Source organism: Sorangium sp. So ce887, from assembly GCF_051521455.1.
Lineage (GTDB): Bacteria > Myxococcota_A > Polyangia > Polyangiales > Polyangiaceae > Sorangium.
On sequence record NZ_CP150354.1, the window covers coordinates 8,352,074 to 8,375,811 of the forward strand.

Annotated in this window: 18 protein-coding genes and 1 other RNA gene; 10 read left to right on the forward strand and 9 right to left on the reverse strand. The window is 72.0% G+C overall.

What is annotated here, in order from left to right:
• Positions 1-48 precede the first annotated feature (48 nt).
• On the forward strand, positions 49-612 hold the full coding sequence (locus tag WMF36_RS31015; protein ID WP_437574380.1) for a hemerythrin domain-containing protein: 564 nt from the start codon (positions 49-51) through the stop codon (positions 610-612).
• Between the two features lie 216 nt (positions 613-828).
• Here the strand turns inward: WMF36_RS31015 and WMF36_RS31020 are convergent, their stop codons facing one another.
• A complete protein-coding gene (locus WMF36_RS31020; protein WP_437574381.1) occupies positions 829-1,959 on the reverse strand; it encodes a hypothetical protein in 1,131 nt (376 codons plus the stop codon).
• A 73-nt stretch (positions 1,960-2,032) separates the two neighbouring features.
• On the opposite strand from WMF36_RS31020, the gene WMF36_RS31025 reads away from it, so the two are divergent.
• Positions 2,033-2,338, forward strand: coding sequence for a PilZ domain-containing protein (locus WMF36_RS31025; RefSeq protein WP_437574382.1), 306 nt, complete (start codon positions 2,033-2,035; stop codon positions 2,336-2,338).
• A 46-nt stretch (positions 2,339-2,384) separates the two neighbouring features.
• On the opposite strand, the gene WMF36_RS31030 is transcribed toward WMF36_RS31025, so the two are convergent.
• From WMF36_RS31030 to WMF36_RS31040, 3 genes are all read right to left on the reverse strand, one after another.
• A complete protein-coding gene (locus WMF36_RS31030; protein WP_437574383.1) occupies positions 2,385-3,674 on the reverse strand; it encodes a FecR domain-containing protein in 1,290 nt (429 codons plus the stop codon).
• A complete protein-coding gene (locus tag WMF36_RS31035; RefSeq protein WP_437574384.1) occupies positions 3,671-4,603 on the reverse strand; it encodes an RNA polymerase sigma factor in 933 nt (310 codons plus the stop codon). The genes WMF36_RS31030 and WMF36_RS31035 overlap by 4 nt, the downstream gene beginning before the upstream one ends.
• A 356-nt stretch (positions 4,604-4,959) precedes the next feature.
• Positions 4,960-5,346 carry a hypothetical protein gene (locus tag WMF36_RS31040; RefSeq protein ID WP_437574385.1) on the reverse strand — a complete coding sequence of 129 codons (387 nt, stop codon included), beginning with the start codon at positions 5,344-5,346 and terminating at the stop codon, positions 4,960-4,962.
• A gap of 101 nt (positions 5,347-5,447) precedes the next feature.
• Here WMF36_RS31040 and WMF36_RS31045 point away from each other — a divergent pair, with 101 nt between their 5' ends.
• On the forward strand, positions 5,448-6,299 hold the full coding sequence (locus WMF36_RS31045) for a purine-nucleoside phosphorylase (protein WP_437574386.1): 852 nt from the start codon (positions 5,448-5,450) through the stop codon (positions 6,297-6,299).
• On the forward strand, positions 6,296-6,760 hold the full coding sequence (locus WMF36_RS31050; RefSeq protein ID WP_437574387.1) for a cytidine deaminase: 465 nt from the start codon (positions 6,296-6,298) through the stop codon (positions 6,758-6,760). Before WMF36_RS31045 ends, WMF36_RS31050 begins: the two co-directional genes overlap by 4 nt.
• 34 nt (positions 6,761-6,794) lie before the next feature.
• Here WMF36_RS31050 and WMF36_RS31055 read toward each other — a convergent pair whose 3' ends face one another.
• Both WMF36_RS31055 and WMF36_RS31060 read right to left on the reverse strand, forming a co-directional pair.
• Positions 6,795-9,980, reverse strand: a complete 3,186-nt coding sequence (locus WMF36_RS31055; RefSeq protein ID WP_437574388.1) for a response regulator — start codon at positions 9,978-9,980, stop codon at positions 6,795-6,797.
• Between the two features lie 206 nt (positions 9,981-10,186).
• On the reverse strand, positions 10,187-11,311 hold the full coding sequence (locus tag WMF36_RS31060) for a 6-phosphofructokinase (protein WP_437574389.1): 1,125 nt from the start codon (positions 11,309-11,311) through the stop codon (positions 10,187-10,189).
• Between the two features lie 345 nt (positions 11,312-11,656).
• Between WMF36_RS31060 and WMF36_RS31065 the strand changes: the two genes are divergently transcribed.
• Positions 11,657-12,901, forward strand: coding sequence for a lysylphosphatidylglycerol synthase transmembrane domain-containing protein (locus WMF36_RS31065; protein WP_437574390.1), 1,245 nt, complete (start codon positions 11,657-11,659; stop codon positions 12,899-12,901).
• A gap of 37 nt (positions 12,902-12,938) precedes the next feature.
• Here the strand turns inward: WMF36_RS31065 and WMF36_RS31070 are convergent, their stop codons facing one another.
• Positions 12,939-14,423, reverse strand: coding sequence for a Do family serine endopeptidase (locus tag WMF36_RS31070; RefSeq protein ID WP_437574391.1), 1,485 nt, complete (start codon positions 14,421-14,423; stop codon positions 12,939-12,941).
• Positions 14,424-14,678: 255 nt separating this feature from the next.
• On the opposite strand from WMF36_RS31070, the gene proC reads away from it, so the two are divergent.
• Positions 14,679-15,536: a pyrroline-5-carboxylate reductase gene (proC, locus tag WMF36_RS31075; RefSeq protein ID WP_437494958.1), complete on the forward strand. Its 858-nt coding sequence runs from the start codon at positions 14,679-14,681 to the stop codon at positions 15,534-15,536.
• Positions 15,537-15,611: 75 nt separating this feature from the next.
• An RNA gene (rnpB, locus tag WMF36_RS31080) (RNase P RNA component class A) lies at positions 15,612-16,031 on the forward strand.
• Positions 16,032-16,097: 66 nt separating this feature from the next.
• Here rnpB and WMF36_RS31085 read toward each other — a convergent pair.
• Together WMF36_RS31085 and erpA are read right to left on the reverse strand one after the other, a co-directional pair.
• Entirely contained in the window at positions 16,098-16,949 is an 852-nt protein-coding gene (locus WMF36_RS31085; RefSeq protein ID WP_437478665.1) for a sigma-70 family RNA polymerase sigma factor, read from the reverse strand.
• Positions 16,950-17,374: 425 nt separating this feature from the next.
• Positions 17,375-17,698, reverse strand: coding sequence for an iron-sulfur cluster insertion protein ErpA (gene erpA / locus WMF36_RS31090; RefSeq protein ID WP_437478668.1), 324 nt, complete (start codon positions 17,696-17,698; stop codon positions 17,375-17,377).
• Positions 17,699-18,095: 397 nt separating this feature from the next.
• Here erpA and metH point away from each other — a divergent pair, with 397 nt between their 5' ends.
• The 3 genes from metH to WMF36_RS31105 are packed head-to-tail and all read left to right on the forward strand — an operon-like array spanning position 18,096 to position 23,643.
• Positions 18,096-21,836, forward strand: a complete 3,741-nt coding sequence (gene metH, locus WMF36_RS31095) for a methionine synthase (protein WP_437574392.1) — start codon at positions 18,096-18,098, stop codon at positions 21,834-21,836.
• The gene (locus tag WMF36_RS31100; RefSeq protein ID WP_437574393.1) at positions 21,833-22,990 is read left to right on the forward strand and encodes a sensor histidine kinase; all 1,158 of its coding nucleotides are present in this window, start codon (positions 21,833-21,835) and stop codon (positions 22,988-22,990) included. The genes metH and WMF36_RS31100 overlap by 4 nt, the downstream gene beginning before the upstream one ends.
• Positions 22,987-23,643 carry a response regulator gene (locus tag WMF36_RS31105; RefSeq protein WP_437478676.1) on the forward strand — a complete coding sequence of 219 codons (657 nt, stop codon included), beginning with the start codon at positions 22,987-22,989 and terminating at the stop codon, positions 23,641-23,643. The genes WMF36_RS31100 and WMF36_RS31105 overlap by 4 nt, the downstream gene beginning before the upstream one ends.
• Positions 23,644-23,738 lie beyond the last annotated feature (95 nt).

Below are 23,738 nucleotides of genomic sequence, written 5' to 3' on the forward strand. Positions count from 1 at the left end.
AGAGAAAAAAGCTCCCACGCCTCTGCGCACTTGCTCGATCATCGATGGATGCCCGATGACCGGAACGATCCTCTCGAGAAGCTCGCCGCCGCTCACCGGAGCCTGGAAGAGAACCTGAACGACCTCGCGCGCGCCGCGCGGGCGCTCAGCGATGGCCGCGGGCGCGCCGCCGCGCTCGAGGGTCTCTCCAGCGTTGTGGCCTACTTCGAGCGGTCGATGAGCCGGCACCAGGAGGACGAGGAGCGCTCGCTGTTCCCGCGGCTCGCGGTGCTCGAAGCCATCGCGCCGACCCTCGATCGCCTCCGGCAGGAGCACAAGGCGCATCAGCGCGCGATCAACGCGCTGCGCACCGCGATCGAGCGCGACGGCGGCCCCGAGGCGGTGGAGGTGCTCCCCCAGCTCATCGAGAGCCTGCGCGCCGCGTACCAGAGCCACGTGGCCTGCGAGGAGCAGGAGGTCTTTCCGGCCGCTCGCCGGTTCCTGCAGGCCTCGGCCATGCAGGGGATCATGAACGAGATGGAGACGCGCCGGGGGCGCGGCGCGCAAGGCAACCCTGCCAAGGGGATCAGCGGGCGCCCTCACCGCCCAGGCGGGATGCGCAGGGGCCCGTAGCGGCTCGGCGCCGCCTGATCGAGTCGCTCCTCGAGCGCGGCGCTCGGTCCGCTAGAACGCCAATCATGTTGAAACCCGGAGAATTTTCACAGGGAGGCGAGGAGGCGGGGAGGAAGAAAAAAATGAATTTCTCCCTCTCGCCGTCTCTCGCTCCCCGCCTCCTCGCCTCCCTGTGAAAATCCTGCTTTTTTTCGGGGTTTCAACCCGTTTGTCGCTCTAGAACGTCTCCTCGCTCGCGCGCTCCAGCGCCGCGCGCAGGTGGTTCTGCGCCCGCAGCGTGTACGCCCCGTCGGGGTGCTGCTCCAGGTGGCTGCGGAACGCCTCCGCCGACTGCACGAACTTCCCCAGCCGGTAGAGGGTGACGCCGCGGGCGAGGTGCCTGGGGTACGCCGGGTCGAGCGCGGCGAGCTCGTCGATCTTCTTCAGGCGATAGTGCTCCTCGGCGCGCTGCGCCTCCGCCGCGCGGAGCGCCGCCGCGGGCGAGCGCGGCCCCGGCTCGCCGGCCTGCTGCTCCGGGCGCGCCGCCGCCTCCGCGGCGGGAGGCGCCGCGAGATCCTGCGCGCTCCTCCCGCCGAGCGGGTGCGACAGCAGGAACTTGAACAGCGCGCGCTCCTCGTCGAGCGCCACCCCGAACGGAGCTCGCTGGAGGCCCACGATGGCGCCCCAGCGCTTCTTGAAGAGCACCCCGAGCACGGCGCCATCCATGGCGATGCGGCGCGCCTCGTCGCCGCCGCGCGGCCCCGCCTCCCCTCGCCTCAGCCATGTGTTTCGGCGGAGCAGCCCGATGAAATTGCCGCCGAGCTCGCGGAGCTCGTCGGACTCCTCGCCGGTCGCCTCGAAGCGGCGCACCTCGCGGACGAACGAGCTCATCTGGTAGGCCCGCAGCCGGAGCACCGCCTCGTCCCCCTGGGCGAGCGCGGGGCCCACGGCCTCGAGCACGCGCCTGCGCGCGGCGAGGAGCTCGGCCTCGGTGTGATCCGCGTCGGCGTCCACGACCCCGAACGCGCGGATGGCGGAGCCGAGCTCGCGCACCTCGGCGTCGAGCCCGAGCTGCTCGGCCTCGCCAGCGCGCGCGATGTCCGCGTCCCGCGCCTGCGCGAGGGCCTGCGCGTCGGCGAGCGGCAGCGGCAGCTCGGCGGGCTCGACCGATCGCGGCACCGCGAGGATGGCCGCGGAGCCCGCGATGAAGAGGGCCACGAGCCCCGGCTCCCAGCCTTCGAGGTGCCGCTTCCAGCCGCGGCGCTCCGCCGCGACCTCCGCGCGCGACGACGCGACGGCCCGGCTGCGGCTCGACCGAGCCGAGCGCGGCTCCCGGCGCTTGACAGCGACGCTCTCGGCTCGCGACATTGATCGTCTCCTCTGCGCTTCAGAATACCCCACGCGGCGACCTCCAGCGCCGCGCACCTAGCCAGCGAGGCACGTGCGAGATCACCGCAAGCACCCGCGCAAGCCCATCGAGCTCTCGATCGCGTTCCGGATCGGCGACGGCCCGCGCGTCGATGCGACATGCCGCGACATCAGCCTCGGCGGGATGTTCATCAAGACCAGCTCGCCCGCTCCCTTCGGAGCGACCATCGAGGTGCTGCTGTCCCTGGCGGGCCTGAAGCAGGCCGCCGCGATCCCGTCGATCGTGCGATGGACCACCTCCGAGGGGATGGGGGTGCAGTTCGGGGTGATGGGCGCGCGGGAGACCTACGCGCTCACGCAGCTCCTCGGCTCGCTCTGAGCCTCCGCGCGACGGCCGCGCAGCGCTCCCCGCGCGACGGCCGCGCTCAGTCCTCGATGGTCAACGGGATGGCGAGCTGCCTCGGGCCTTCCGCGAAGCGACCCTGGTAGAGGCCTGCGGCACAGGCCTGCAGCGCAGGCCGGAGCGGCGGGTCGAAGCGCACGGCGGCGACGCTGCCGTCCGGGTGCACGGAGATGCGCAGCGTCGAGACGATCGACCTGCGGACCCAGGACGAACCGCCAGCGCTCTCGCGCGCGAAACAGCTCGACAGCAGCGATTGCACGGACGCTGGCGTCAGCGCCGGCGGGTGAGAGGTCGCCGGCGGGTCGGGGACCGGCTCTGCGACGGCCAGCGACGGCTCGGTCGCCGACGGCGGAGTCGGCTCGTCGACCGCCGGGGCGGCCGGCTCGGCGATCGCCGAGAAGGCGGGCGCGGCGGCCTCCTCCACGTGAGCGACGGCCACCGGGGCCGCAGCAGCTCCGCTCGGCGGACGCACGCCGGTGGTCGGCCGGGGCGACGCAGGCGGACGCGCCGGCTCCGGCGGGGCGGCGGCGGGGGCGCTGTCCTGCGGCGCGGGGCGCTGGAGGAGGCGCGCCTCGCGGCCGCCGTCGAGCGAGAAGGTGCCGCGCGACGGACCGACGAGCAGGTGCGCGGTGGTCGCGCCGCGGTACGCCGCGGGACCGACCGCGACGGTGCCGTGCTCCACGTCGACCTCCACGCGATTCTCCAGGCGGGTCACGGTGAAGAGCGTGCCGTGCACCGCGACGCGGGTGCCGTCCACCTCGACGGCGAACGCCTCGACGAGCCCCTCCTCGGGCGCGCGCGTGACGACGTCGGCCCGGACCGAGCCCCGATCGAGCGCGATCACGTGGCCGACCCCCGCCGCGCCCACGGCGCGCACCACGGCGCGGCTGTTCGGTAAGAGCGTCCAGCGCACCGAGCCGACATCGACGAAGGAGATCGCGTGGGCCGCGGTCTCGACGGAGTCGCCTGGCCGGAGGGCGCGAAAATCCAGGTCGTCGGCCGCCCCGGCGGCCCTGGGCACGTCCGCGAGATCGCGGGCGCGCGGCGGCGTCGACGTCGCCGCGACGGGCGGGGCGGAGCGCCCGGCCGCGAGGACCGCGAACGCGATCGCCGCCGCGGCCGCCGCGAACGCGAGCGCGCGCCCGAGCGGCGAGCGCTGCGGCGGAGCGGCGCGACGCTCCGAAGAGGGCCGATCGATCCGCGCGAACAGCTCGCGCTCGATGGCGTCCCAGCGAGGCTCCGGAGGCTCCTCGGCGCGGAGCAGCCGATCCATGTGCTCCCGTGCCCGCTCGTACTGCTTTGCGCCGCTCACATGTCCTCCGCGTCGACAGCCGCTTGATCCGCCGCGGGATACCCCACAGCGGCGCCCCCTCTCGAAACCCGTTCGCGCGTCGCCTCCGGACCTGTGGCGTCCACCCTGTCCGCGCCGCCCTCGGCCAGCTCGACGGCGAGCTGGGCGAGCGCGGGCTCGGCGCGCATCATCGCCTCGATCTCCCGGCGCGCATAGAACAGCCGCGTCCGGACGGTCAGGACCGGGGCGCCGACGATCTCCGCGATCTCGGTGGGCGCGATGCCCTCGAGCTCGTGGAGGACGTAGACGACCCGCTTCTTCTCGGGGAGGCGCTCCAGCACCCGCCGGAAGGCGTCGATCCTGCGAGCGCGAGCGGCGTCTTCGTCCGGGAGCATGCCGCGGTCGGCCTCGAGATTGATGCTGGGCTCGCACGCGAACACCGGCCGGGAGCGCGCCGCGCGCCGGGCCATCAGCACCGCGTTGACCGTCACCCGGTGGAGCCACGTCGAGAACTTCGACTGCCCCCGGAAGTCCCCCAGGCTCCGGTGCACCTGGATGAACACCTCCTGGATGACGTCCTCCGCGTCGGCGGTCGGCCCGAGCATCCTGAAGACGAGCCGCGCGACGTCGCGGCGATAACGCCGGAAGATCTCGGCAAAGGCCGTGGGGTCGCCGCTCTGGAAGCGGCGGATCCACTCGCCCACGTCGTCGGGCTCGGTCACGGGCGGAAGCCTATCCGCCCCTTCGGCGCTCATGGAACTCGATGGCGAGACAACGAGCGCCGGACGGCGAGACAGGTCATGGCGCGCGAGCGCCGCGTCGAGCGCCACGCGCGCGTCCTGCGCGGCCCGGGCGTCCGCGCGGCCGTTCGGCGCCCCCCAGCCGAGGCGGAAGAACGACTGCGGGAGGTGCGCCCAGAACGCCCCCGTCTCGACCGCCACGGTATGCACGAAGGTCTCCGATGCGCCGAGCAGCCGGACCATTCATGGCGCTGCGAGGGCCGATAGCGCCCATGCAGCGCCGCCCCGGGCCGCGATGACGCCCGGAAACGCACAAAAGTTGTTCCTTCGGGCACATCGGCGCGACCTTCCGGCGCATGATCCTCATCGCCGTGTCGCTGACCGTGGCCCTCGTCGCCGCTGACCTGCTCGAGCTGGGCTCGCGCCGCCGCGATCGCGCGTAGCGACCGGCCTCAGTCCCTGGACAAAAAGGTGCCCGGCTTGAGCCCGCTTCGGCCTCAGGCCGACGTGCGCTCAAGCCGGGCGACGGGAAAAAACCGTGGGGGTGCCCGGGTCGTCCGGCCGGGTCAGCCCGCGGCCTCGGCGCCCTCCACCGCGGCGCCGCCCTTCTTCGGCAGCTCGAAGAGCGCCGACAGCTCGATCTTCTCCTGCTTCTTCTGCTCCAGGATGCGGTTGACCGCGCGCAGCAGGCGCGTCTTCGCAGGGCCGCTGATCGGCTTGCCCTGCAGCGCCGCACCCAGCGTGCGGTCGGTCACCGGGCGGCCGCTGCGCGGCTTCTTGGTGCTTGCGGCCTCCTTCTTCTTCGCAGCATCCTCGCTGCTGCGCGCCAGCCGCTTGGTCAGGCGGATCGCCCGATCCTCCGGCTGCAGCCGCTCGATCTTGACCGACACCGCAATGATGCGGCGGGGGTCGATCTTCTGTTCCTTCAAGAAATTTTCGATCTTGGTGCCCATCGTCGTCACTTGCCCCGAAAGGGCGGCGACCCTACCACGCTCGGTGCCGCTGTGCATCTGCGACGTTTACCTCCCGCGTCGCCCTCGGGTAGCTTGTCGCGGTGACCCTCCTGGCCGAGCTCGACGAAGCAGCGCACATCATTCACCAACGAATTCCGGCGCCTCCGAGCATCGGTGTGGTGCTGGGATCTGGGCTCGGGGGCTGGGGCGACGAGCTCTCCGGGCTCGTGAAGGTCCCCTACGCGGAGATCCCCGGCATGCCCCGGCCCGCCGTCGAGGGGCACGCCGGCTTCCTCTGCGCCGGGCGCGTCGGGGACGTGCCGGTCGCCTGCTTGCAGGGGCGCGCGCACCTCTATGAGGGGCACCCGCCGGCGAAGGTCGCGTTCGGCGTGCGCGTGCTCGCGCGGCTCGGCTGTCGCGCCGTGCTCCTGACGAATGCGGCGGGCGGCATCCACCCCGGCTTCGCCGCCGGCGACCTCATGCTGCTCACCGATCACCTGAACCTGATGGGGGTGAACCCGCTCCTCGGGCCGAACGACGAGGCGCTCGGCAAGCGCTTCCCCGACATGACCTACGCGCACGATCCCAGGCTGCTCGAGCTCGCGCGGGCGGCGGCGAACGACGCGAGCGTCTCGCTGCGCGAGGGGGTCTACGCCGGTCTGCTCGGGCCGACGTACGAGACCCCCGCCGAGATCCGGATGCTGCGCACGCTCGGGGCAGACGCGGTCGGGATGAGCACGGTCCCGGAGATCATCGCGCTCAGGCACATGGGCGTGCCGGCCGCGGCCATCTCGTGCATCACGAACCTCGCGGCGGGCCTGACGCAGCGCGAGCTCGACCACAAGGAGGTCGAGGAGACCGCCCGGAGGGCGCGCGCCCGGTTCACGGCGCTGCTCTCGGCATGGGTCCGCCGCGCCGGCGAAGGCGCCGCGGCCGGGAGCCCTGCGTCGTGAGCCGCGCCCCGCAGGACGCCGTCGAGGCGCCCGCCGCGACCGAGGCGGCGCGGGCGATCGACTGGGACGCGCTCGACCGGGCGGCCCTCGCCGTCCGGGAGCGGGCGCACGCGCCGTACTCGGGCTACTGGGTCGGCGCGGCGATCCTCGTGCGGTCGGGCCGCGTGTTCGCCGGCTGCAACGTCGAGAACGCCTCGTACGGGCTCACCCTCTGCGCGGAGCGCTCGGCCATCGCGCAGATGGTCGCGGCCGGCGAGCGCGACCCGATCGCGCTCACCGTCGCCACCAGCGGGCCCGTCCTCGGCAGCCCGTGCGGCATGTGCCGGCAGACCCTCGCCGAGTTCGCCGTCGATCTCCCGATCCGCCTCATCGCCGCCGGAGACGGCAGCGTGGCGCCTCGGCTCACCTCGCTGGCAGCGCTCCTGCCCGAGGCGTTCGGGGCGGCCGCGCTCTCGCGCTGATCGCCCCCGCGCCCCGCCAGCGAGCGCCGCCGGCTCACTCGATCGACAGCGCCTCGCCCTGATCGATCTGCGACAGCGCGGAGGCGAGCGCCTCCCGCGCGCGCTCCAGCGAGGCGCGGTCCTCGCCCCACTTCGAGCGCGCCTTCTGCAGTCGGGCACGCTCGACGGCGAGCTGCTCGGCGAGCTGCTCGCCCTGCGTCCTCAAGGTGTCGCGCTCCTCGGTCCGGTGCGAGAGCTGGGCGCCGAGCTCGCTCTCCCGCTGCTCGGCCTCGGTGAGCCGGCCCTGGAGCGCCTCGACGGCGCGCGCCCGCTCGGCGAGCTCCCCCAGCAGGCGATCGCGCTCCTCGACGCGGGTGGACAGCTCGCCCGTGCGCTGCTCCAGCTGCTGATCGAGGTCGCGCGAGCGGGCCTCGAGGTGCGCCACCTGGTTGCGCGCCTGCCCGAGCTCGGCGGAGAGCCCGAGGGCGATCTCGTCCAGCTCGTGTTTCTGCGCCGCCCAGGCGGCCTCGCGCTCGGCGATCTCGGCCTGGTGTGCGCCGCGGAGGTCGGCGAGCGCCTGCGCGTGCGCCGCCTCGATCTGCGCCTGCCGGTCGGCGGCGCGCGTCTCGAGCTCGGACACCCGAGCCGCATGCGCGTGCTCGGCGGCGCGAACGGCCTGCTCGCGCTCCTCGATGAGCTCGCGCTCTCGAGCTGCGAGCCGCGCCGCGAAGTCCTCTCGCGTCGCCTCGAGCGCCCGCGCGTGCTCGTTCGCCTGCCCCTCGATGGCGCGGGCGTGCTCGGTTCGCAGGCTGAGCAGCGCGGCCGCGTGCTCGCGGTCGCGCCGTTCCCCGTCCTCCGCATGCTCGCGCCGCAGCGCCTCGACGGCGGTCGCGTGGTCGCCCCGCAGCGCCTCCAGCGCGGCGGCGTGCTCGGCCTGCTGCCGCTCGACGGCGGCGACCTGCTCGGCGCGCACCCCCTGCAGCGCGGCCGCGTGCTCCGCGTTGATCCGCTCGACGGCGGCGGCGTGCTCGACGCGCGCCGCGTCCAGCCCGGCGGCGTGCTCGGCGCGCGCCGCGTCCAGCCCGGCGGCGTGCTCCCGGTCGCGCCGCTCCGTCTCGCCCGCGTGCTCGCGCCGGAGCGCCTCGACGGCGGCCTCGTGCTCGCCCTGCGATGCCTCGACCGCCGCGGCGTGCTCCGCCCTCAGCCGGTCCAGCGCCGCAGCGTGCTCCGCGCTCAGGTCATCCACGGCCGCGGCGTGCTCGGCCCTCACGCCGTCCACGGCGGCCTCGTGCTCGGCCCTCAGGCCATCCGCCAGCGCCGCATGCTCGGCCCTCACCCGATCGAGCGCCGCAGCATGCTCGGCGGCCTGCTTGTCGATGGCCGCGGCGTGCTCGCCGGCCAGCCTGTCGGCGGCGGCGCGTTGCTCGGCGGCCTGCTGCTCCACGCGGGCGGCGTGCTCGGCGTTCAGCCTCTCGACCTCCGTCCGGTGCGCCGCCGTCGCCTGCTCGAAGCGCTCCCGCTCCGCCTGCGCGCTCTCCTCGATCTCGCGCCGCGCCGACGCTTCGACGGCGGCGATCGCCTGCGCCATCTCGTCCGCCGCGGAGCGCAGCGCCTCGGTGTGCGCGGCCTCCGCGCTCATCAGGGCCTGCCGGGCCGCCGAGACCTCCGCGTCGCGGGCGACGACCTGCGCCTGCATCTTCTCGGCGCGCGCCTTGAAGTCGTCGGCGCGCTTCGCCGCGAGCTCCTTGTCGGCGCGCAGCGACGCGAGCTGCCCGTCGAGGTCCTCGCTCGCACGCTCGAGCTCCAGGATCCTGTCGACCTGATCGGCCTTCTCCCGATCGAGCGACAGCGATTGATCCCGGAGCTCCAGGAGCTCCTTGTCCTTGCGCGACATCTGGTCGCGGAGCGCGAGGATCTCCTTGTCTTTCTTGTTCAGCGCCTCGCGCAGATCGAGGAACTCGCGGCTCGACACGCCGCCGGGCCTGGAGCCGCTGCCGCCGGCCGCGAGCTTCGCCTTGAGCTCGTCGAGCTCGCGCCGCAGGCGGACCGCCTCCTGGCTGCCGTCGTTCGCCGTGGAAATCTCGCCCTCGAGGCGGAGCGACGTGGCGCGCGCAGCGGCCACCTCCTTGGTGAGGCGGACGATCTCGCTCTTGGACCTGTCCAGGTCGGCGCGCAGGCGCTCGATCTCGCCCGCGTCGGCGTCGGAGCGATGCGGCGCCGGCGGCGCCGGGGTCAGCCGCCCGCGCTCGGACACCGGGGCGCGGTAGGCGCCCCCGCGCTCGGAGACCGGAGCGCGGTAGGTGGCCACCGGCGACGAGCTCACCGGCGGGGGCACCGAGGCTGGCAGGGGCGTGCCGGTGGACGTCGGCGTCCGCGTCGACGGCACGACCGAGGGCGTCCGCGTCGACGGCACGACCGAGGGCGTCCGCGTCGACGGCGCGACCGAGGGCGTCCGCGTCGACGGCGCGACCGAGGGCCTGACGTCGGTCGGCTCCTCCTCTTCGTCGCGGATCAACCGGGTGAACGCGCCGCCGATGAACTCCTCGATGTCCTCATCCGACTTGCGGGAATCCGACCTCACGACGGCGGCCTGAGGAGGCTTCGTCGGTCCTGGCGCCCGCACACGCTCCTGGGCGGCGGCGGACGGCGGCGCGGCGGACGGCGGCCTCGGCGCGGCGGATGGCGGCCTCGGCGCGACGGATGGCGGCCTCGGCACAGCCGACGGCGCCGGCGGCGCGACGCTCGCGGGCGTGCCGTTCGAGCCCACCGCCGCGGTGATGATCGTGGGATCCCCGGAGTCCTCGTCGATGTCGGCCTCGAGCACCTCGGCCTCATCGATCATGATCGGATCGGCCTCCGCGTCGTCGCCGTCGAGCGGGACATGGTTGCGGATGTGCTCGAGGAGCTCGCCGAACGCGATCGGCTTGTGGATGTAGTCCTCCGCGCGCGTCCTGAGCTTTCGGTGCTGCTCGAAGGTCTCCTCGCTCGACTCGCTCGACATGATGACGAGCGGGACGTCCTTGAGCTGCAGGTCCTTCTTGAGCTTGTTGCAGACCGAGAAGCCGTTCATGCGCGGCAGCTCGATCGACAGCAGGATGAGGTCGGGGCGATCGGCCGCGGCTGCCTGCAGGCCGACGTTGCCGTCGTCGACGACCTGAACGGTGCAGCCGAGGCGGCCCAGTTCCGTGCGGAGCTCCCCGGCAAACGCCGGATCACTCTCAAATACGAGGACTTTCGTCATGTTCCGGGGTGTGCGCGGGTTCGGAGGGGAACCCAAGATATCGGCCCCCTTCGACGAGTGTCAAACACGAGGCTGGTCGCCACGCTCAGGCCGCCCGGCCGGCGGCGCGCCGCGCGAATGACACCCGGTGGCAGGCGAACCTGGACAATCCGCCACGGCTCCTGCCGGGCCGACGGCCGACAGCGGCACACCCGCGCGCCCCGGGATCAGGTGGCGGCGAAATGGTCGGACGGCTCGTCGCCGAAGCACAGGCCCATCTCACGGGCCGTGACGACCGTGTCCGAATCGAGCGGCACCGTCTTCGTCTTGCCGGCCACGTCGTCGAGGGAGACCAGCTCGATCCGGTTCGCCCGCAGCGCGACCATCCCGCTCCCGCAGTCCTCGACGAGGGAGCGCATCGCGGCCGCGCCGAAGCGGAGCGCGAGCAAGCGGTCCGCCGTCGTGGGTCCGCCGCCGCGCAGCAGGTGGCCGAGCACCATCGAGCGCGCTTCCTTGCCCGTGCGGGTGGCGAGCTCCTTGGCGACGCGCTCCGCCACGCCCCCGAGGACGGCGGCGCGGCGGAAGGCGTCGCCCGCGTCCTTGATGACCAGCTCTCCCCCCTGCGAGCACGCCCCCTCCGCCGCCACCACGATGGAGAAGCGCCGCCCGCGCGAATCCCGGAGGCGGATCTTCTCGGCGATCGGCTCGTACTGGAACGGGATCTCCGGCATCAGGATGACGTCGGCGCCCCCGGCGACCCCGGCGTTGAGCGCGATCCAGCCCGCGTGCCGCCCCATCACCTCCACGACCATGATCCGCTCGTGCGCCTCGGTCGTGGTGTGGAGCCGATCGAGCGCCTCGGTCGCGATGGAAACGGCGGTGTCGAAGCCGAACGTGACGTCGGTGCAGCAGACGTCGTTGTCGATCGTCTTCGGCACGCCGATGACGAGGGGCAGCCCGCGCTCGAGGAGCTGGTGCGCGATCCGCATCGAGCCGTCGCCGCCCACCGCGATGAGCGCGTCGAACCCGAGCGCGCGGAACCGCCGCACGAGATCCTCGGACCGATCCCGCGGCACGAGCCCGTGCTCGCCCGGCACCGGATAGTGGAACGGATCGCCGCGGTTCACGGTACCCAGGATCGTGCCCCCGAGGTGCGCGATGCCCCGCACCCGCTCGCGGTCCAGCCGGATGAGCCCGTCCGGAGAGTCGTCGAGCAGCCCGCGGTAGCCCTGCCGGATCCCCCAGACCTCCCAGCCACGCTCGATCGCGGCGAGCGTGGCCGCGCGGATCACAGCGTTGAGCCCGGGCGCATCGCCGCCTCCGGTATTGATAGCGATCTTACGTGCCGCCATGAGGCGGCCAGCATCGCGAGCCCTCCTCGGCGACGCAATAGACAATAGACATCTTCCTCGCCCCGGTCTCGAGAGCCGCGGAACGCGCGCGAGAGCCGCGGAACGCGCGCGAGAGCCGCGCTTCGCGGCGACCACGAACGACGACGCGCGCCGCGCTGGACGAGCGCTGGACAACACAAGGAACGCTCCCGCGAAGCGTCATTCGCACCGGCCGCGCTCGTCTGCGGCCGGGGCCGCCCCGGGACGCGTCTCGCGCGCCGGGCGGAGCGCCGCATGACGGTCGCGAGCGCCGGCGACAGGGTATAGGGGCATGCGCAGGCGATCACCCCGGCTGCACGCCCCCGTATGAACCGCGCCACCCTGATCCGAGGCATCCAGGTCGTCGTCACGCTCACGCTCGCGTCGTTCGCTTACGTGCTCTACAGCGAGATCCACGACAAACAGGAGAGCCTCGCCGCCGGGCTCGCGCACGTGCGGCCGGGCTGGCTGCTCGTCGGCGCCGTGCTGGCGCTGCAAGAGGGCGTGTTCGGAGGCCTCAGGATCTGGGTCCTCGGGCGCGTGCTCTGGCCCGGGCTCAGCTTCCGCACCGCGGTGACCTCGGAGTTCGTGCTGATGTTCTGCGCCGGCGTGACCCCGGGGCAGGCCGGCGCGGCGCCCTCGCAGGCCGCCGTGCTCGTCCACGGCGGCATGCGGCTCGTCGACGTGGCCACGGCGGAGCTGCTCACCGCCTCGTGCACCGTCACATTCTTCCTCCTCTCGGCCCTGACCCTCTTCGCGCTGCGGCAGAACGGGATGCTGGTCATGCACGGGGGGTCGCAGATCGAGTGGCTGCTCTTCTTCACCGTGGCCATGTTCGGCTCCGCGCTCGTCGCGCTGATCGTCGCGGCGGCGTACCCGCCGCTCCTCAAGGCGATCGTGCGCGCGCTGTCGGTGCCGCTCGGGCGGCTCCTGCGCGCCGCGCTGCTCGGCGCCCGGCGCGTGCCCCGGCTGCGGGCCCGCGCCGACGCCGCGCTCGCCGCGCCCGGCGCCATGACCGCGCGCCTGCTGCGGAGCGTGGACGAGTTCCACGAGGGCTTCCGCGTCTACATGCGCCGCGGCAAGCGCGCCTACGCCGCCGCGCTGCTGCTCACGTTCGGCTTCTTCTGGTCGCGGTTCGCGGTCGCCTACTTCATCCTGCTCGGGCTCGGCATCCCGACGTCGCCCTCGACCTTCGTCTCGGTGGGCCCGCCGATCGTCCAGGTCGTCCTGACCCAGACGCTGCTCAACTTCGCGCTCTACATGAGCCCCACGCCCGGCGCGAGCGGCGTCGCCGAGCTCGGCTCGAACGCGCTCATGTCGCCCTGGGTCCAGGGCGCGTTCGTGGTGCCGTACGTCGTCATCTGGCGGGTGCTCGCCCTGTTCCTCTGCATGTTCGTGGGGGGCATCTATGTCTTCCGCTACCTCGGCGCCGACGTGCTCGAGGAGCGCGTGAAGCAGACGGAGGCGGAGAAGCGCGCGCTCATGGAGGCGGCGCGCGCCGCGGACGCCTCGCCTGCGAACGCGCCCGAGGGTCGAGAAGAGACCGCCGGCCGACGGCAAGGCGTGGGGTGATCGGGAAAGACCGGCGCGCGCCGGCCGCGCCGCAGGATCAGCGCGCGGGGATGGGCACGGCCGCGAACTGGACGACCTTCCCGCGCCGCACCTTGAGGAGCGCCATCGACCCTTCCTTGACCTTGGCGATGGCCGCGCGGAGGCCGGCGGTGTCCTTGATGGGGGTGCTGTTCACCTCGACGATCACGTCGCCCACCTGGAGATCCTGGACGTTGCCGCCCGACGCGAACCCGTCGACCCGCACCCCGCCGCCGGGCGCGTCGGAGATCTGGATGCCGAGCTTCTCGGCGCTCTGCTGCCGCTCGGGCCGGGCGCCCTGGCTCGGCCGCGCGCGGCTGGCCGCGTCACCCTCCTCGTCCTGCAGCGCGTCCAGCTTGGCCCGGAGCTCGTGCCGCTTCTGGGCGCGCACCACGGTCACCTCGATCTCGGCGCCGGGCGCGTTGCGCGCCACGTTGCGCCGAAGCTCCTCGGCGTGGTGGATCGGGACGCCGTTCACGTCCACGATCACGTCGCCCGGCTTGATGCCGGCGCGCGCGGCGGCGCCGCCCGGCTCGACCTCGGCGACGAGCGCCCCCCTGGGCGCGTCCAGCTGGAGCGCCGCGGCGAGCTCGCGCGTGACCGGCTGGAACAGGAGGCCGAGCTTGCCGCGCTCGACGTGCCCCTTCTCGCGGAGCTGCGGGAGCACGTCCTTCAGCGCGTCGACCGGGATCGCGAAGCCGATGCCGTTCGCGCCCGCCCGGATTGCGGTGTTGATGCCGACGACCTCGCCCCGCCAGTTGAACAGCGGCCCGCCGCTGTTGCCCGGGTTGATCGAGGCGTCGGTCTGGATGAAGTCGTCGTACGGCCCCGCGCCGATCGCGCGCGCCTTCGCGCTGACGATGCCGAGCGTGACCGTGTGGCCGAGCCCGAACGGGTTGCCGACCGCCAGCACGTGCTCGCCGACCCGCAGCTGCTCGCTCGTCCCGAGCGGCGCCACGGGCAGGCCGTTCGCGCCCTTCAGGCGGAGGAGCGCGAGATCGAGCTTGGGATCGCGCCCGACGACCTCGGCCTCGAACTCCCGCTCGTCGGCGAGCCGCACGCGGACGCCGGACGCGTCGTGGATGACGTGCTCGTTCGTCACCACGTAGCCGCTCGGATCGATGATGAAGCCGGTCCCGAGCGCCGTCTGCGGCGGCCGCGGGCCCCGCGGGTTGAGCCGGCCGCCGCCCTGCGGGCCGAAGAAGTACTCGAAGGGATCGAGCCCCTCGGGACCGCGCGACTCGTGCATCGTCGTGATGTTGACGACCATCGGCCTGACCCGCTCGGACAGCGCCGCGACATCGAAGGTGGCCGGCACCGGCGCCGGCGGAAGCGTCACGGTCGAGACGGGCGGCGGCGCTGCAGCGGGCGGCGAGGCGACGGCAGCCTGGGTGGAGGGGGGCGTGGCGTGCGCCTGCTGGCCGCACCCACCGAACGCCAGCGCCGCCATCGAGAGCAGCGCGAGGGCCGAAGCGCGAGAGCGATAGGAAACCGCTTGAATCATGGAATCTCCGTCGGGCAGTCGAAAGGTCCCGTCCTGCGTTCGGCGAACAGGGAACCGACTGCGTTCATTCCGCCGCACAAATAACGTCACGGCGTCCGCTGACAAGGGCGCTCGCCGCGCGCGGGGGGAAGGCGCGCCGCGCGTCCGCTCGCCCGTCCATGGCAGCGCGCCGCGCCGGCGGCGATGACCGTCGAGATTTGAGCCGCGGGCTCGGCAGGGCTGCTAGGGTGCGCGCTCTTGGAGGTGAGCATCGCGATGGGGAGCGACGACGGCCGGCTGCGAGGGCGCAAGATCGGGTTTCTTGGCGGCGGGAACATGGCAGAGGCGCTCATCCGAGGCCTGCTCCAGGGGGGCGCCGTGGGCGCGGAGCAGATCCGGGCGAGCGATCTCAAGAGCGAGCGGCTCTCGTTCCTCCACACGCGGTATGGCATCGAGACCACGGAGGACAACGAGGCGCTCTGCCAGTGGGCCGACGTCCTCGTCATCGCCGTCAAGCCGCAGATCGTCGATCGCATCCTCGCCCCCCTCTCGTCGGGGCTGGGCCGCACGGATGTCGTCATCTCGGTGGCGGCCGGCGTGCCGATCGACGCCATCGAGGCGCGCCTGCCGGAGGGCGCGCGCGTCATCCGCAGCATGCCGAACACCGCCGCGATCGCGCTGGCCGGCGCCACGGCGATCTCCGCCGGGAGCCACGCCACGAGCGACGACATCGAGATCGCGCGGACCCTGTTCCAGGCGGTCGGCCGCGTGGTCGTGCTCGACGAGTCGCTGCTCGACGCGGTGACCGGCCTGTCGGGCAGCGGCCCCGCGTACATCATGCTGATCATCGAAGCGCTGGCCGACGGCGGCGTGAAGGTCGGCCTCGGCCGGGACGTGGCGCTGCTGCTCGCGGCGCAGACGGTGTACGGCGCCGCCAAGCTCCAGCTCGAGACCGGCGAGCACCCCGGCCGCCTGAAGGACATGGTGACGAGCCCCGGCGGCACGGCGATCGCGGGGCTCCACACGCTGGAGGCAGGCGGGCTCCGGCGCACCTTGATCGACGCGGTCGAGACCGCGTCGAACCGCTCGGCCGAGCTGGGCGCCCAGATGGCGCAGAAGCTCCGCCGCACCTGAGCGAAGGGGCAGCCCTCGGGGGCGCCGCGCGGAGGTGTTGGCGTTCGGCCGTCTCTTGACTATGTTCGCCGCGTCGCAGCGGGACAGGCGATCGCCGGCGGCCGGGGAAGCCCGGTCGCGGGAGGAAAGTCCGAGCTCCGCAGGGCAGGGTGCCGGGTAACGCCCGGTGAGAGCGATCTCGAGGAAAGTGCCACAGAGAACAGACCGCCGCGCCGCGCGCTCCGCGAGGGGCTCGCCGCGCGGCAAGGGTGAAACGGCGGGGTAAGAGCCCACCGCGCCCTTGGTAACAAGGGCGGCACGGCAAACCCCACCTGGAGCAAGGCCGCGTAGGGAGGCGTCCGCGGCGGCAACCGCCGCCGCGGCAAGGGTTGCCCGCCCCAGGCCTCCGGGTTGGCTGCTTGAGGCGCGCGGCAACGCGCGCCCTAGAGGAATGATCGCCGGCGCAAGGGGGGCGACCCCCCGCGCAACAGAACTCGGCTTACGTCCCCTGCGACCACGGAGCCCCGCCTCGGCGGGGCTCCGTGCTTTTGTGCTCGCCCGCCGCTCACCTGTGGCAAGTCGCTACGCGGCCAGCGGCTGGAGACGGTCGCGCAGCTTCTTCTTTGCGCGCGCCTCCAGCTGCCGAGCCCGCTCGCGCGATACCCCGAGGCGGCGCCCGATCTCGGCGAGCGACAGCTCCTCCTCCGGATCCGCCATCATCCGGGTCTCGACGATGTACCGCTCGCGCGGGTCGAGGTTCTCCACGGCCTGCGTCAGCCGCTCGCGGAGCAGCGCCCCCTCCTCCGCGCGGGAGAAGCGCTCCTCCTGGTCCTGGTCGTCCGCCGGCAGCGTATCGACCAGCGACCGGGCGCCGTCCTCGAACACCTTCGTGTCGAGCGAGACGTCCCGGGCCTCGAGCCGGTGGGCCATCTCCAGCACCTTCTCCGCGGGCGCTCCGAATTTCTCGGCCAGCAGCCGATCGCCCTCCTCCCCCTCGCCCACGAGGCCCGCGATGCGCGCCCGCTCCCGCCGCAGGCGAAAGAACATCTTCGAGCGGAGCGGGCCCGAGCCCACGCCGACCAGGCTCCAGGAGTGAATGACGTGGTTCAGGATGTACGCCCGGATCCAGTAGGCCGCGTAGGTCACGAAGCGATTTCCACGGTCCGGGTCGTACTTGCGGATCGCGTGGACGATCCCGAAGTTCCCCTCGGCGATGAGATCGGCGAGCGGGATCCCGTAACGCCGGTAGCTGATCGCGATCGAGACAACATGCCTCAGGTTCGCGAGCGCGAGAGCGGCCGCGGCCCGCTCGTCGCCGTGGTCCCGCCACCGTCGAGCGAGCTCGACCTCGTCCTCGCGCGACAGCTCCGGGATCTGCCGAACATGCGTGATGTAGCGCGAAACCGCGCTGGCCTGATCTCGGGACGTTTGCACAGGGTTTCCTTCAAGGTCCGAAGACCCCGGTTCGATTGATGAGGCCGGCCGATGCCGGACCTCGGCTCCTGCTGTCGAGGCCGGCCGACGACGCGCCTCGATCGCGTTGATCGCTTCACCGGCACTTGCCGCCGAAGTGGTTGGTTCGAGATACCGAAGAGAGCAGCCCACCCAGGCTGCGATGCAGCTGGCATGCCGCCCCGGGCGGGCAGGTTGTACACCGTGGCTGCGAAGCCATGGCGCACGCCGCTCAGGCTCGCGTGCGCGAGCACTGAGGCAAAAAGGAGGGACGAGAGAGCCGGGAAGGTCTCGATGCTCCGGGCGGACGCGCCCAGGGGCTCGTGTGCATCTCACGTCGGCCGCTCCGCCAAAGGACGGAGCGAGCCAGGACGGACGCGAGGTTCAGGCGGAGTGCGAGCGCGCGATCAGACGGAGAACGAGGAGCCGCAACCGCAGGTGCTCTTCACCGTCGGGTTGCTGAACTTGAAGCCGGAGCCGTGGAGGCCCTCGACGTAGTCGATCTCGGTTCCGTCGAGGTACTGGTAGCTCAGCGGGTCGATGTAGAGCTTGATGCCCCGGTCCTCGAACTCCTCGTCGAACTCGGTCGGCTTGTCCTCGAAGTACAGGTCGTAGGAGAAGCCTGCGCATCCGCCGCCCACGACGCGCAGGCGCAGCCCCTGCCCCATCAGCTCCTCCGCGGTCGCGATCTCCATCACCTTCTCGGCTGCCTTCTGCGTGATCGTGATCATCCTGAAATCTCCTCTGCGTGCTTTGTCCGGCCGGGGACGGCTGCCCTGCCCGAGGGGGCGCTCGCCCCGCTGGAGGCGAACCGCGCGGTGAGCCCGGCCGGCCGTGCCCTGGGGTGGGGTGCTCAGGGCTAGCCAAAGATACGCACCTCCAGCGATGTCCGCCAGTGCCTCAGCCGGAACGGGGTACGCGATCGACCCGACGCCGCCCGTCCAGGTGTAGCCGCCATTCGCCCAGGGGCCCGCCCCCCTCGTCCCAGGGGAGGCCGCGCCAGGTGAGGCCTCGGATTCGGAGGAAGACCGCTGCCCTCGCCGACCGCAGGCGGCGCTTGACGCGTGCCCGCAGGTCCGCCAGTCTCCAATCCGTTCATCCGGATTAGTAGATACAAAGAGCAGAGCCATGAACGAAAGCGAACACCCCGCGCGCATCGAAGAGATCCTCGACGCCCGGATCCTGTGCCTCGACGGCGCGATGGGCACGATGATCCAGCGCTACGGCCTGGGCGAGGCCGACTACCGCGGCGAGCGCTTCCGCGACCACGCGATCGATCTCAAGGGCAACAGCGATCTCCTCGTGCTGACGCGGCCGGACGTCATCGCCGAGATCCACGGCGCGTACCTCGAGGCCGGCGCTGACATCATCGAGACGAACACCTTCACGGGCACCTCGATCGCCCAGGCCGACTACCGGCTCGAGTCGCTCGCCTACGAGATCAACGTGACCGCGGCCCAGATCGCCCGGAAGGCGGCCGACGCGTGGACGGCGCGCACGCCCGACAAGCCGCGCTTCGTCGCGGGCTCGCTGGGACCGACGCCGAAGACGCTGTCGATCTCGCCGAGCGTGAACGACCCGTCGTTCCGCGCGGTGACCTTCGACGAGCTGCGGCGGGCGTTCGCCGAGCAGGTGCGCGGGCTCGTCGACGGAGGGGCCGACGTGCTCCTCGCGGAGACATTCCTCGACACGCTGAACCTGAAGGCGTGCATCGTGGCGATGGAGGAGGTCTTCGCCGAGAAGGGGCGGCGCCTCCCGATCATGCTCAGCGTGACGATCACCGACCGGAGCGGCAGGACGCTCTCCGGCCAGACGATCGACGCGTTCTGGACGAGCGTCGAGCACGCGAGCCCGCTCAGCGTCGGCCTCAACTGCGCCCTCGGCGCGAGCGACATGCGGCCATACCTCGCGGATCTCGCGAAGCTCGCCCGGGCGCGGGTGAGCTGCTACCCGAACGCCGGCCTCCCCAACGCGTTCGGCGAGTACGACGAGCTGCCAGAGACGACGTCGCGGCTGCTCGCGGAGTTCGCGGAGAGCGGCCTCGTGAACATCGTCGGCGGCTGCTGCGGGACGACGCCGGACCACATCCGCGCGATCGCCCGGGCGACGGCCGAGCTCAGGCCGCGGCCCCTGCCCGCGGAGCGCGACGGCTTCGGGCGCTTCAGCGGCCTGGAGACGCTCGTCATCCGGCCCGACACGAACTTCATGATGATCGGCGAGCGGACCAACGTGACGGGCTCGGCCCGGTTCATGGAGCTCATCAAGAAGGGCGACTTCACGACCGCGCTGGAGGTGGCGCTCGACCAGGTGCGCGGCGGGGCGAACATCCTCGACGTGAACATGGACGAGGGCATGCTCGACTCCGAGCAGGCGATGACGACGTTCCTGAACCTCATCGCCACCGAGCCCGAGATCGCCCGCATCCCGATCATGATCGACAGCTCGAAGTGGTCGGTCATCGAGGCGGGGCTCAAGTGCATCCAGGGCAAGGGGATCGTCAACTCGATCAGCCTCAAGGAGGGGCCGGAGGACTTCCTCAAGAAGGCGCGCGTCGTCCGGCGCTACGGGACCGGGGTCGTGGTGATGGCCTTCGACGAGCTCGGTCAGGCCGAGACGGTGGAGCGGAAGGTCGCGATCTGCCAGCGCGCGTACAGGCTGCTCATCGAGGAGGCCGGCTTCGATTCGCAGGACATCGTCTTCGACCCGAACATCCTCGCGATCGCGACAGGCATCGAGGAGCACAACGAGTTCGCCAAGAACTTCATCGAGGCGACGCGGATCATCAAGGCGACCTGCCCGGGGGCGCGCGTGAGCGGCGGCGTGTCGAACCTGTCGTTCTCGTTCCGCGGCAACAACGCGGTCCGCGAGGCGATGCACTCGGCCTTCCTGTACCACGCGATCCGGGCGGGCATGGACATGGGCATCGTGAACGCGGGGCAGCTCGCGGTCTACGAGGACATCCCGAAGGACCTGCTCGAGCGGGTGGAGGACGTCATCTTCAACCGGCGCCCGGACGCGACCGAGCGGCTCGTCGATTTCGCCGAGCAGGTGAAGGGCAAGGGGAAGAAGAAGGAGCTCGACCTCGCCTGGCGCGAGGCGCCGGTCGAGCAGCGGCTGTCGCACGCGCTCGTGAAGGGGCTTGTCGACTTCATCGAGGCGGACGTGGAGGAGGCGCGCAAGAAGTACGAAAGGCCGCTCTCCATCATCGAGGGGCCGCTGATGGACGGGATGAAGATCGTCGGCGAGCTGTTCGGCGCCGGGAAGATGTTCCTCCCGCAGGTGGTGAAGAGCGCCCGGGTGATGAAGCGGGCCGTCGCGTACCTCATGCCGTTCATGGAGGCCGAGAAGGCCGCGGGCGAGTCGTCGTATCAGGGGAAGATCGTGATGGCGACCGTGAAGGGCGACGTGCACGACATCGGCAAGAACATCGTGGGCGTGGTGCTCGGGTGCAACAACTACGAGGTGGTCGACCTCGGCGTGATGGTGCACCAGGACAGGATCCTGGAGGCCGCGCTGAACGAGAAGGCCGACATGATCGGGCTGAGCGGGCTGATCACGCCGTCGCTCGACGAGATGGTCAGCGTGGCGCGCGAGATGGAGCGGCGGGGCATCCGGCTGCCGCTGCTCATCGGCGGGGCGACGACGAGCCGGCAGCACACGGCGGTGAAGATCGCGCCGGAGCTCAGCGGGACCGTGGTGCACGTGCTCGACGCGTCGCGGGCCGTGGGCGTTGTGTCGAGCCTGCTCGACGCGGCGAAACACCGGGCGTTCGACGCGCAGAACCGGGAGGACCAGGCCCGGCTGCGCGAGCTGTTCGCGAGGAAGCGGGCGAAGCCGCTCGTGACGCTCGCCGCGGCGGACGAGGGGCGGCTCAAGATCGCGTGGCGGCCCGAGGACATCGCGGCGCCGTCGTTCACCGGGCGGCGCGTGGTGGACGACATCTCGCTCTCCGAGATCGCGCGGTACATCGACTGGACGTTCTTCTTCACCGCGTGGGAGCTCAGGGGGCCGTATCCGCAGATCCTCGAGCACCCACAGTACGGCGAGGCGGCGCGCGAGCTGTTCGAGCACGCGCAGAAGGTGCTGCAGCGGATCATCGACGGCGCGCTGCTCGAGGCGCGGGGCGTCTACGGGTTCTGGCCGGCGAGCGGCGAGCAGCGGGACATCGTGCTCTACGGGGACGCGGCGCGCTCGCGGGAGCTCCTCCGGTTCAACATGCTGCGACAGCAGCAGGTGAAGGCCGCGGGCGGCGCCGAGGAGGACGGCGAGAAGGCCGCCTTCGGGGCGAAGCCGCACCTGTCGCTCGCCGATTTCGTGGCGCCGAGGGAGAGCGGGCTCGCCGATCACGTCGGCGCGTTCGCGGTGACGGCGGGGATCGGGCTCGATGAGATCGTGCGCGCGTACGAGCAGGACAAGGACGACTACAGCGCGATCATCGCGAAGGCGCTCGCGGACCGGCTCGCGGAGGCGTTCGCGGAGCTGCTGCACGCGCGGGCGCGGAAGGACTGGGGGTACGGCGCGGGCGAGGCGCTGACCAACGAGGAGCTGATCGAGGAGAAATACCGCGGGATCCGGCCGGCGTTCGGGTACCCGGCGTGCCCGGATCACACCGAGAAGAGCAAGCTGTTCGCGCTGCTCGACGCGCCCGCGGTCGGCATCGAGCTGACCGAGACCTTCGCGATGATGCCGGCGGCGAGCGTCAGCGGCATCTACCTGGCGCACCCCGCGTCGCGGTACTTCATGGTGGGGCGCCTCGGCAGGGATCAGGTCGCGGACTACGCGAAGCGCAAGGGGATCACGGTCGAGGAGGCCGAGAGGTGGCTGTCGCCGAGCCTCGGGTATGACCCGAAGGCGGCTGCCAGCGCATGAGGCAGGCGCGCGGTCTTCCTCGCCCCGCAGGGCCCGAGCCGAGCGCACCGCATCCGCCTGGTCCGGGCAAGCGAGACTGGGGGCTGCTCGGCGTGCTCGTCGCGATCGGGCTGCTCGAAGTGGCCGCGAGGCTGGAACAGTCGTGGACGTCCGCCTCGCTGGTGGTCGGCGTCGCGCTCATGCCCACGGTGTTGTGGCGGCGATCGCGGCCGCTCTTGATGATCTCGATCCTGTTCGGCGCGACCGCAGCCATCGCGCTGGCCCGGCTCTTGACCGGCAGCGACCTCCCCACGCTGTACACGGCGGTCTTCCTGCTGTTGCTCCCCTACTCCCTGCTCCGGTGGGGTGCGGGACGCGAGGTCATGATGGGCGCCGCCCTCATGCTGGCCTCGGCGTCGCTGCGTCTCCTCTCGGAACAGGCGAAGGTGAGCGATGTCATCGGGGGCTTCGCCGTCCTGCTCTCCGCCATGGCGCTCGGTGCGGCGGTCCGCTATCGGGCTCGCGCGCGCTCTCACGAGATCGAGCAGGTGAAGATGCGTGAGCGCGAGCAGCTCGCCCGCGACCTCCACGATACGGTCGCCCACCACGTGTCGGCCATCGCCATCCGCGCGCAGGCCGGCCTGGCCACGGCGCCCACGAACCCGGAGGCCGCGATCGACGCGCTCCGCGTCATCGCGACCGAGGCATCGCGCACCCTCACCGAGATGCGTGCGATGGTCCGGCTCCTGCGGCGAGACGAATCCGCCGATCTCGCTCCCAACCCGCGCATCGCGGACCTCGAGCGCCTGACCCAGCGGCCCGCCGAAGGCCCCGAGATCCATGTCGATATCTCCGGGGACCTCGACGACCTCTCACCGTCTGTTTCAGCCGCCATCTACCGCCTCGCGCAGGAGTCGATCACCAACGCTCGGCGACACGCGCGGCACGCGACGCGGATCGACGTCGGAGTCACCGCCGACGGTGCCTCGGTGCGCCTGCGTGTCAGCGATGACGGCGACCCCACGCACGCTCGGCAGCCCGCCTCGGCGGGCTACGGGCTCCTCGGCATGATCGAGCGAGCGGAGCTGCTCGGCGGCACTTGCCACGCGGGCCCCAACCCGGAGCGCGGCTGGGCGGTGACCGCCGTGCTACCTCGACAAGGACCGGCCACATGAGCATTCGAATCATCATCGCCGACGATCAGGAGATCGTCCGCACCGGACTCACGATGATCCTCAACGCCCAGCCCGACATCGAGGTCGTGGGCGTCGCCGCCGACGGACTCCAGGCCGTGCGGCTGGCGCTCGACCTTCACCCCGACGTGTGCCTGTTCGACATTCGCATGCCCGGGATGGACGGCATCGAGGCCACGCGACGGCTCGCCGGCCCGAACGTCGACCGGCCCGTCGGCGTCGTCGTGATCACCACCTTCGACCACGACGACTACGTGTATGCCGCCCTCAAGGCCGGCGCCCGCGGCTTCCTGCTGAAGGATGCCGGCCCTGACCTGCTCGCCCAGGCCATCCGCGCCGCCGCGAGCGGCGACGCCCTGATCGCCCCGAGCATCACCGCACGGCTGCTCGCTGCGTTCGCCGACTCCCGGCGCGACCTGCCGCGAGCGCAACCGAGGGAGGCCCTCACCGACCGGGAGGAGGAGGTCCTCCTCACCGTGGCCCGCGGGCGAACCAACGCCGAGATCGCCGACGAGCTCCACATCAGCCTCAGCACCGTCAAGAGCCACATCGCCAGCCTCATGACCAAGCTCGGCGCGCGCAACCGGGTCGAGATCGCCATCTGGGCGTACGAGACCCATCGCGTCCGGAGCTGATCGGCCGAAAGTACGACTCCACGGTCGAACTCTCGGCCAGCTCAGATCTGGCCGCTCTGCCGATGTTCCGCGACCGGAGCCATCGTTACGCTCGA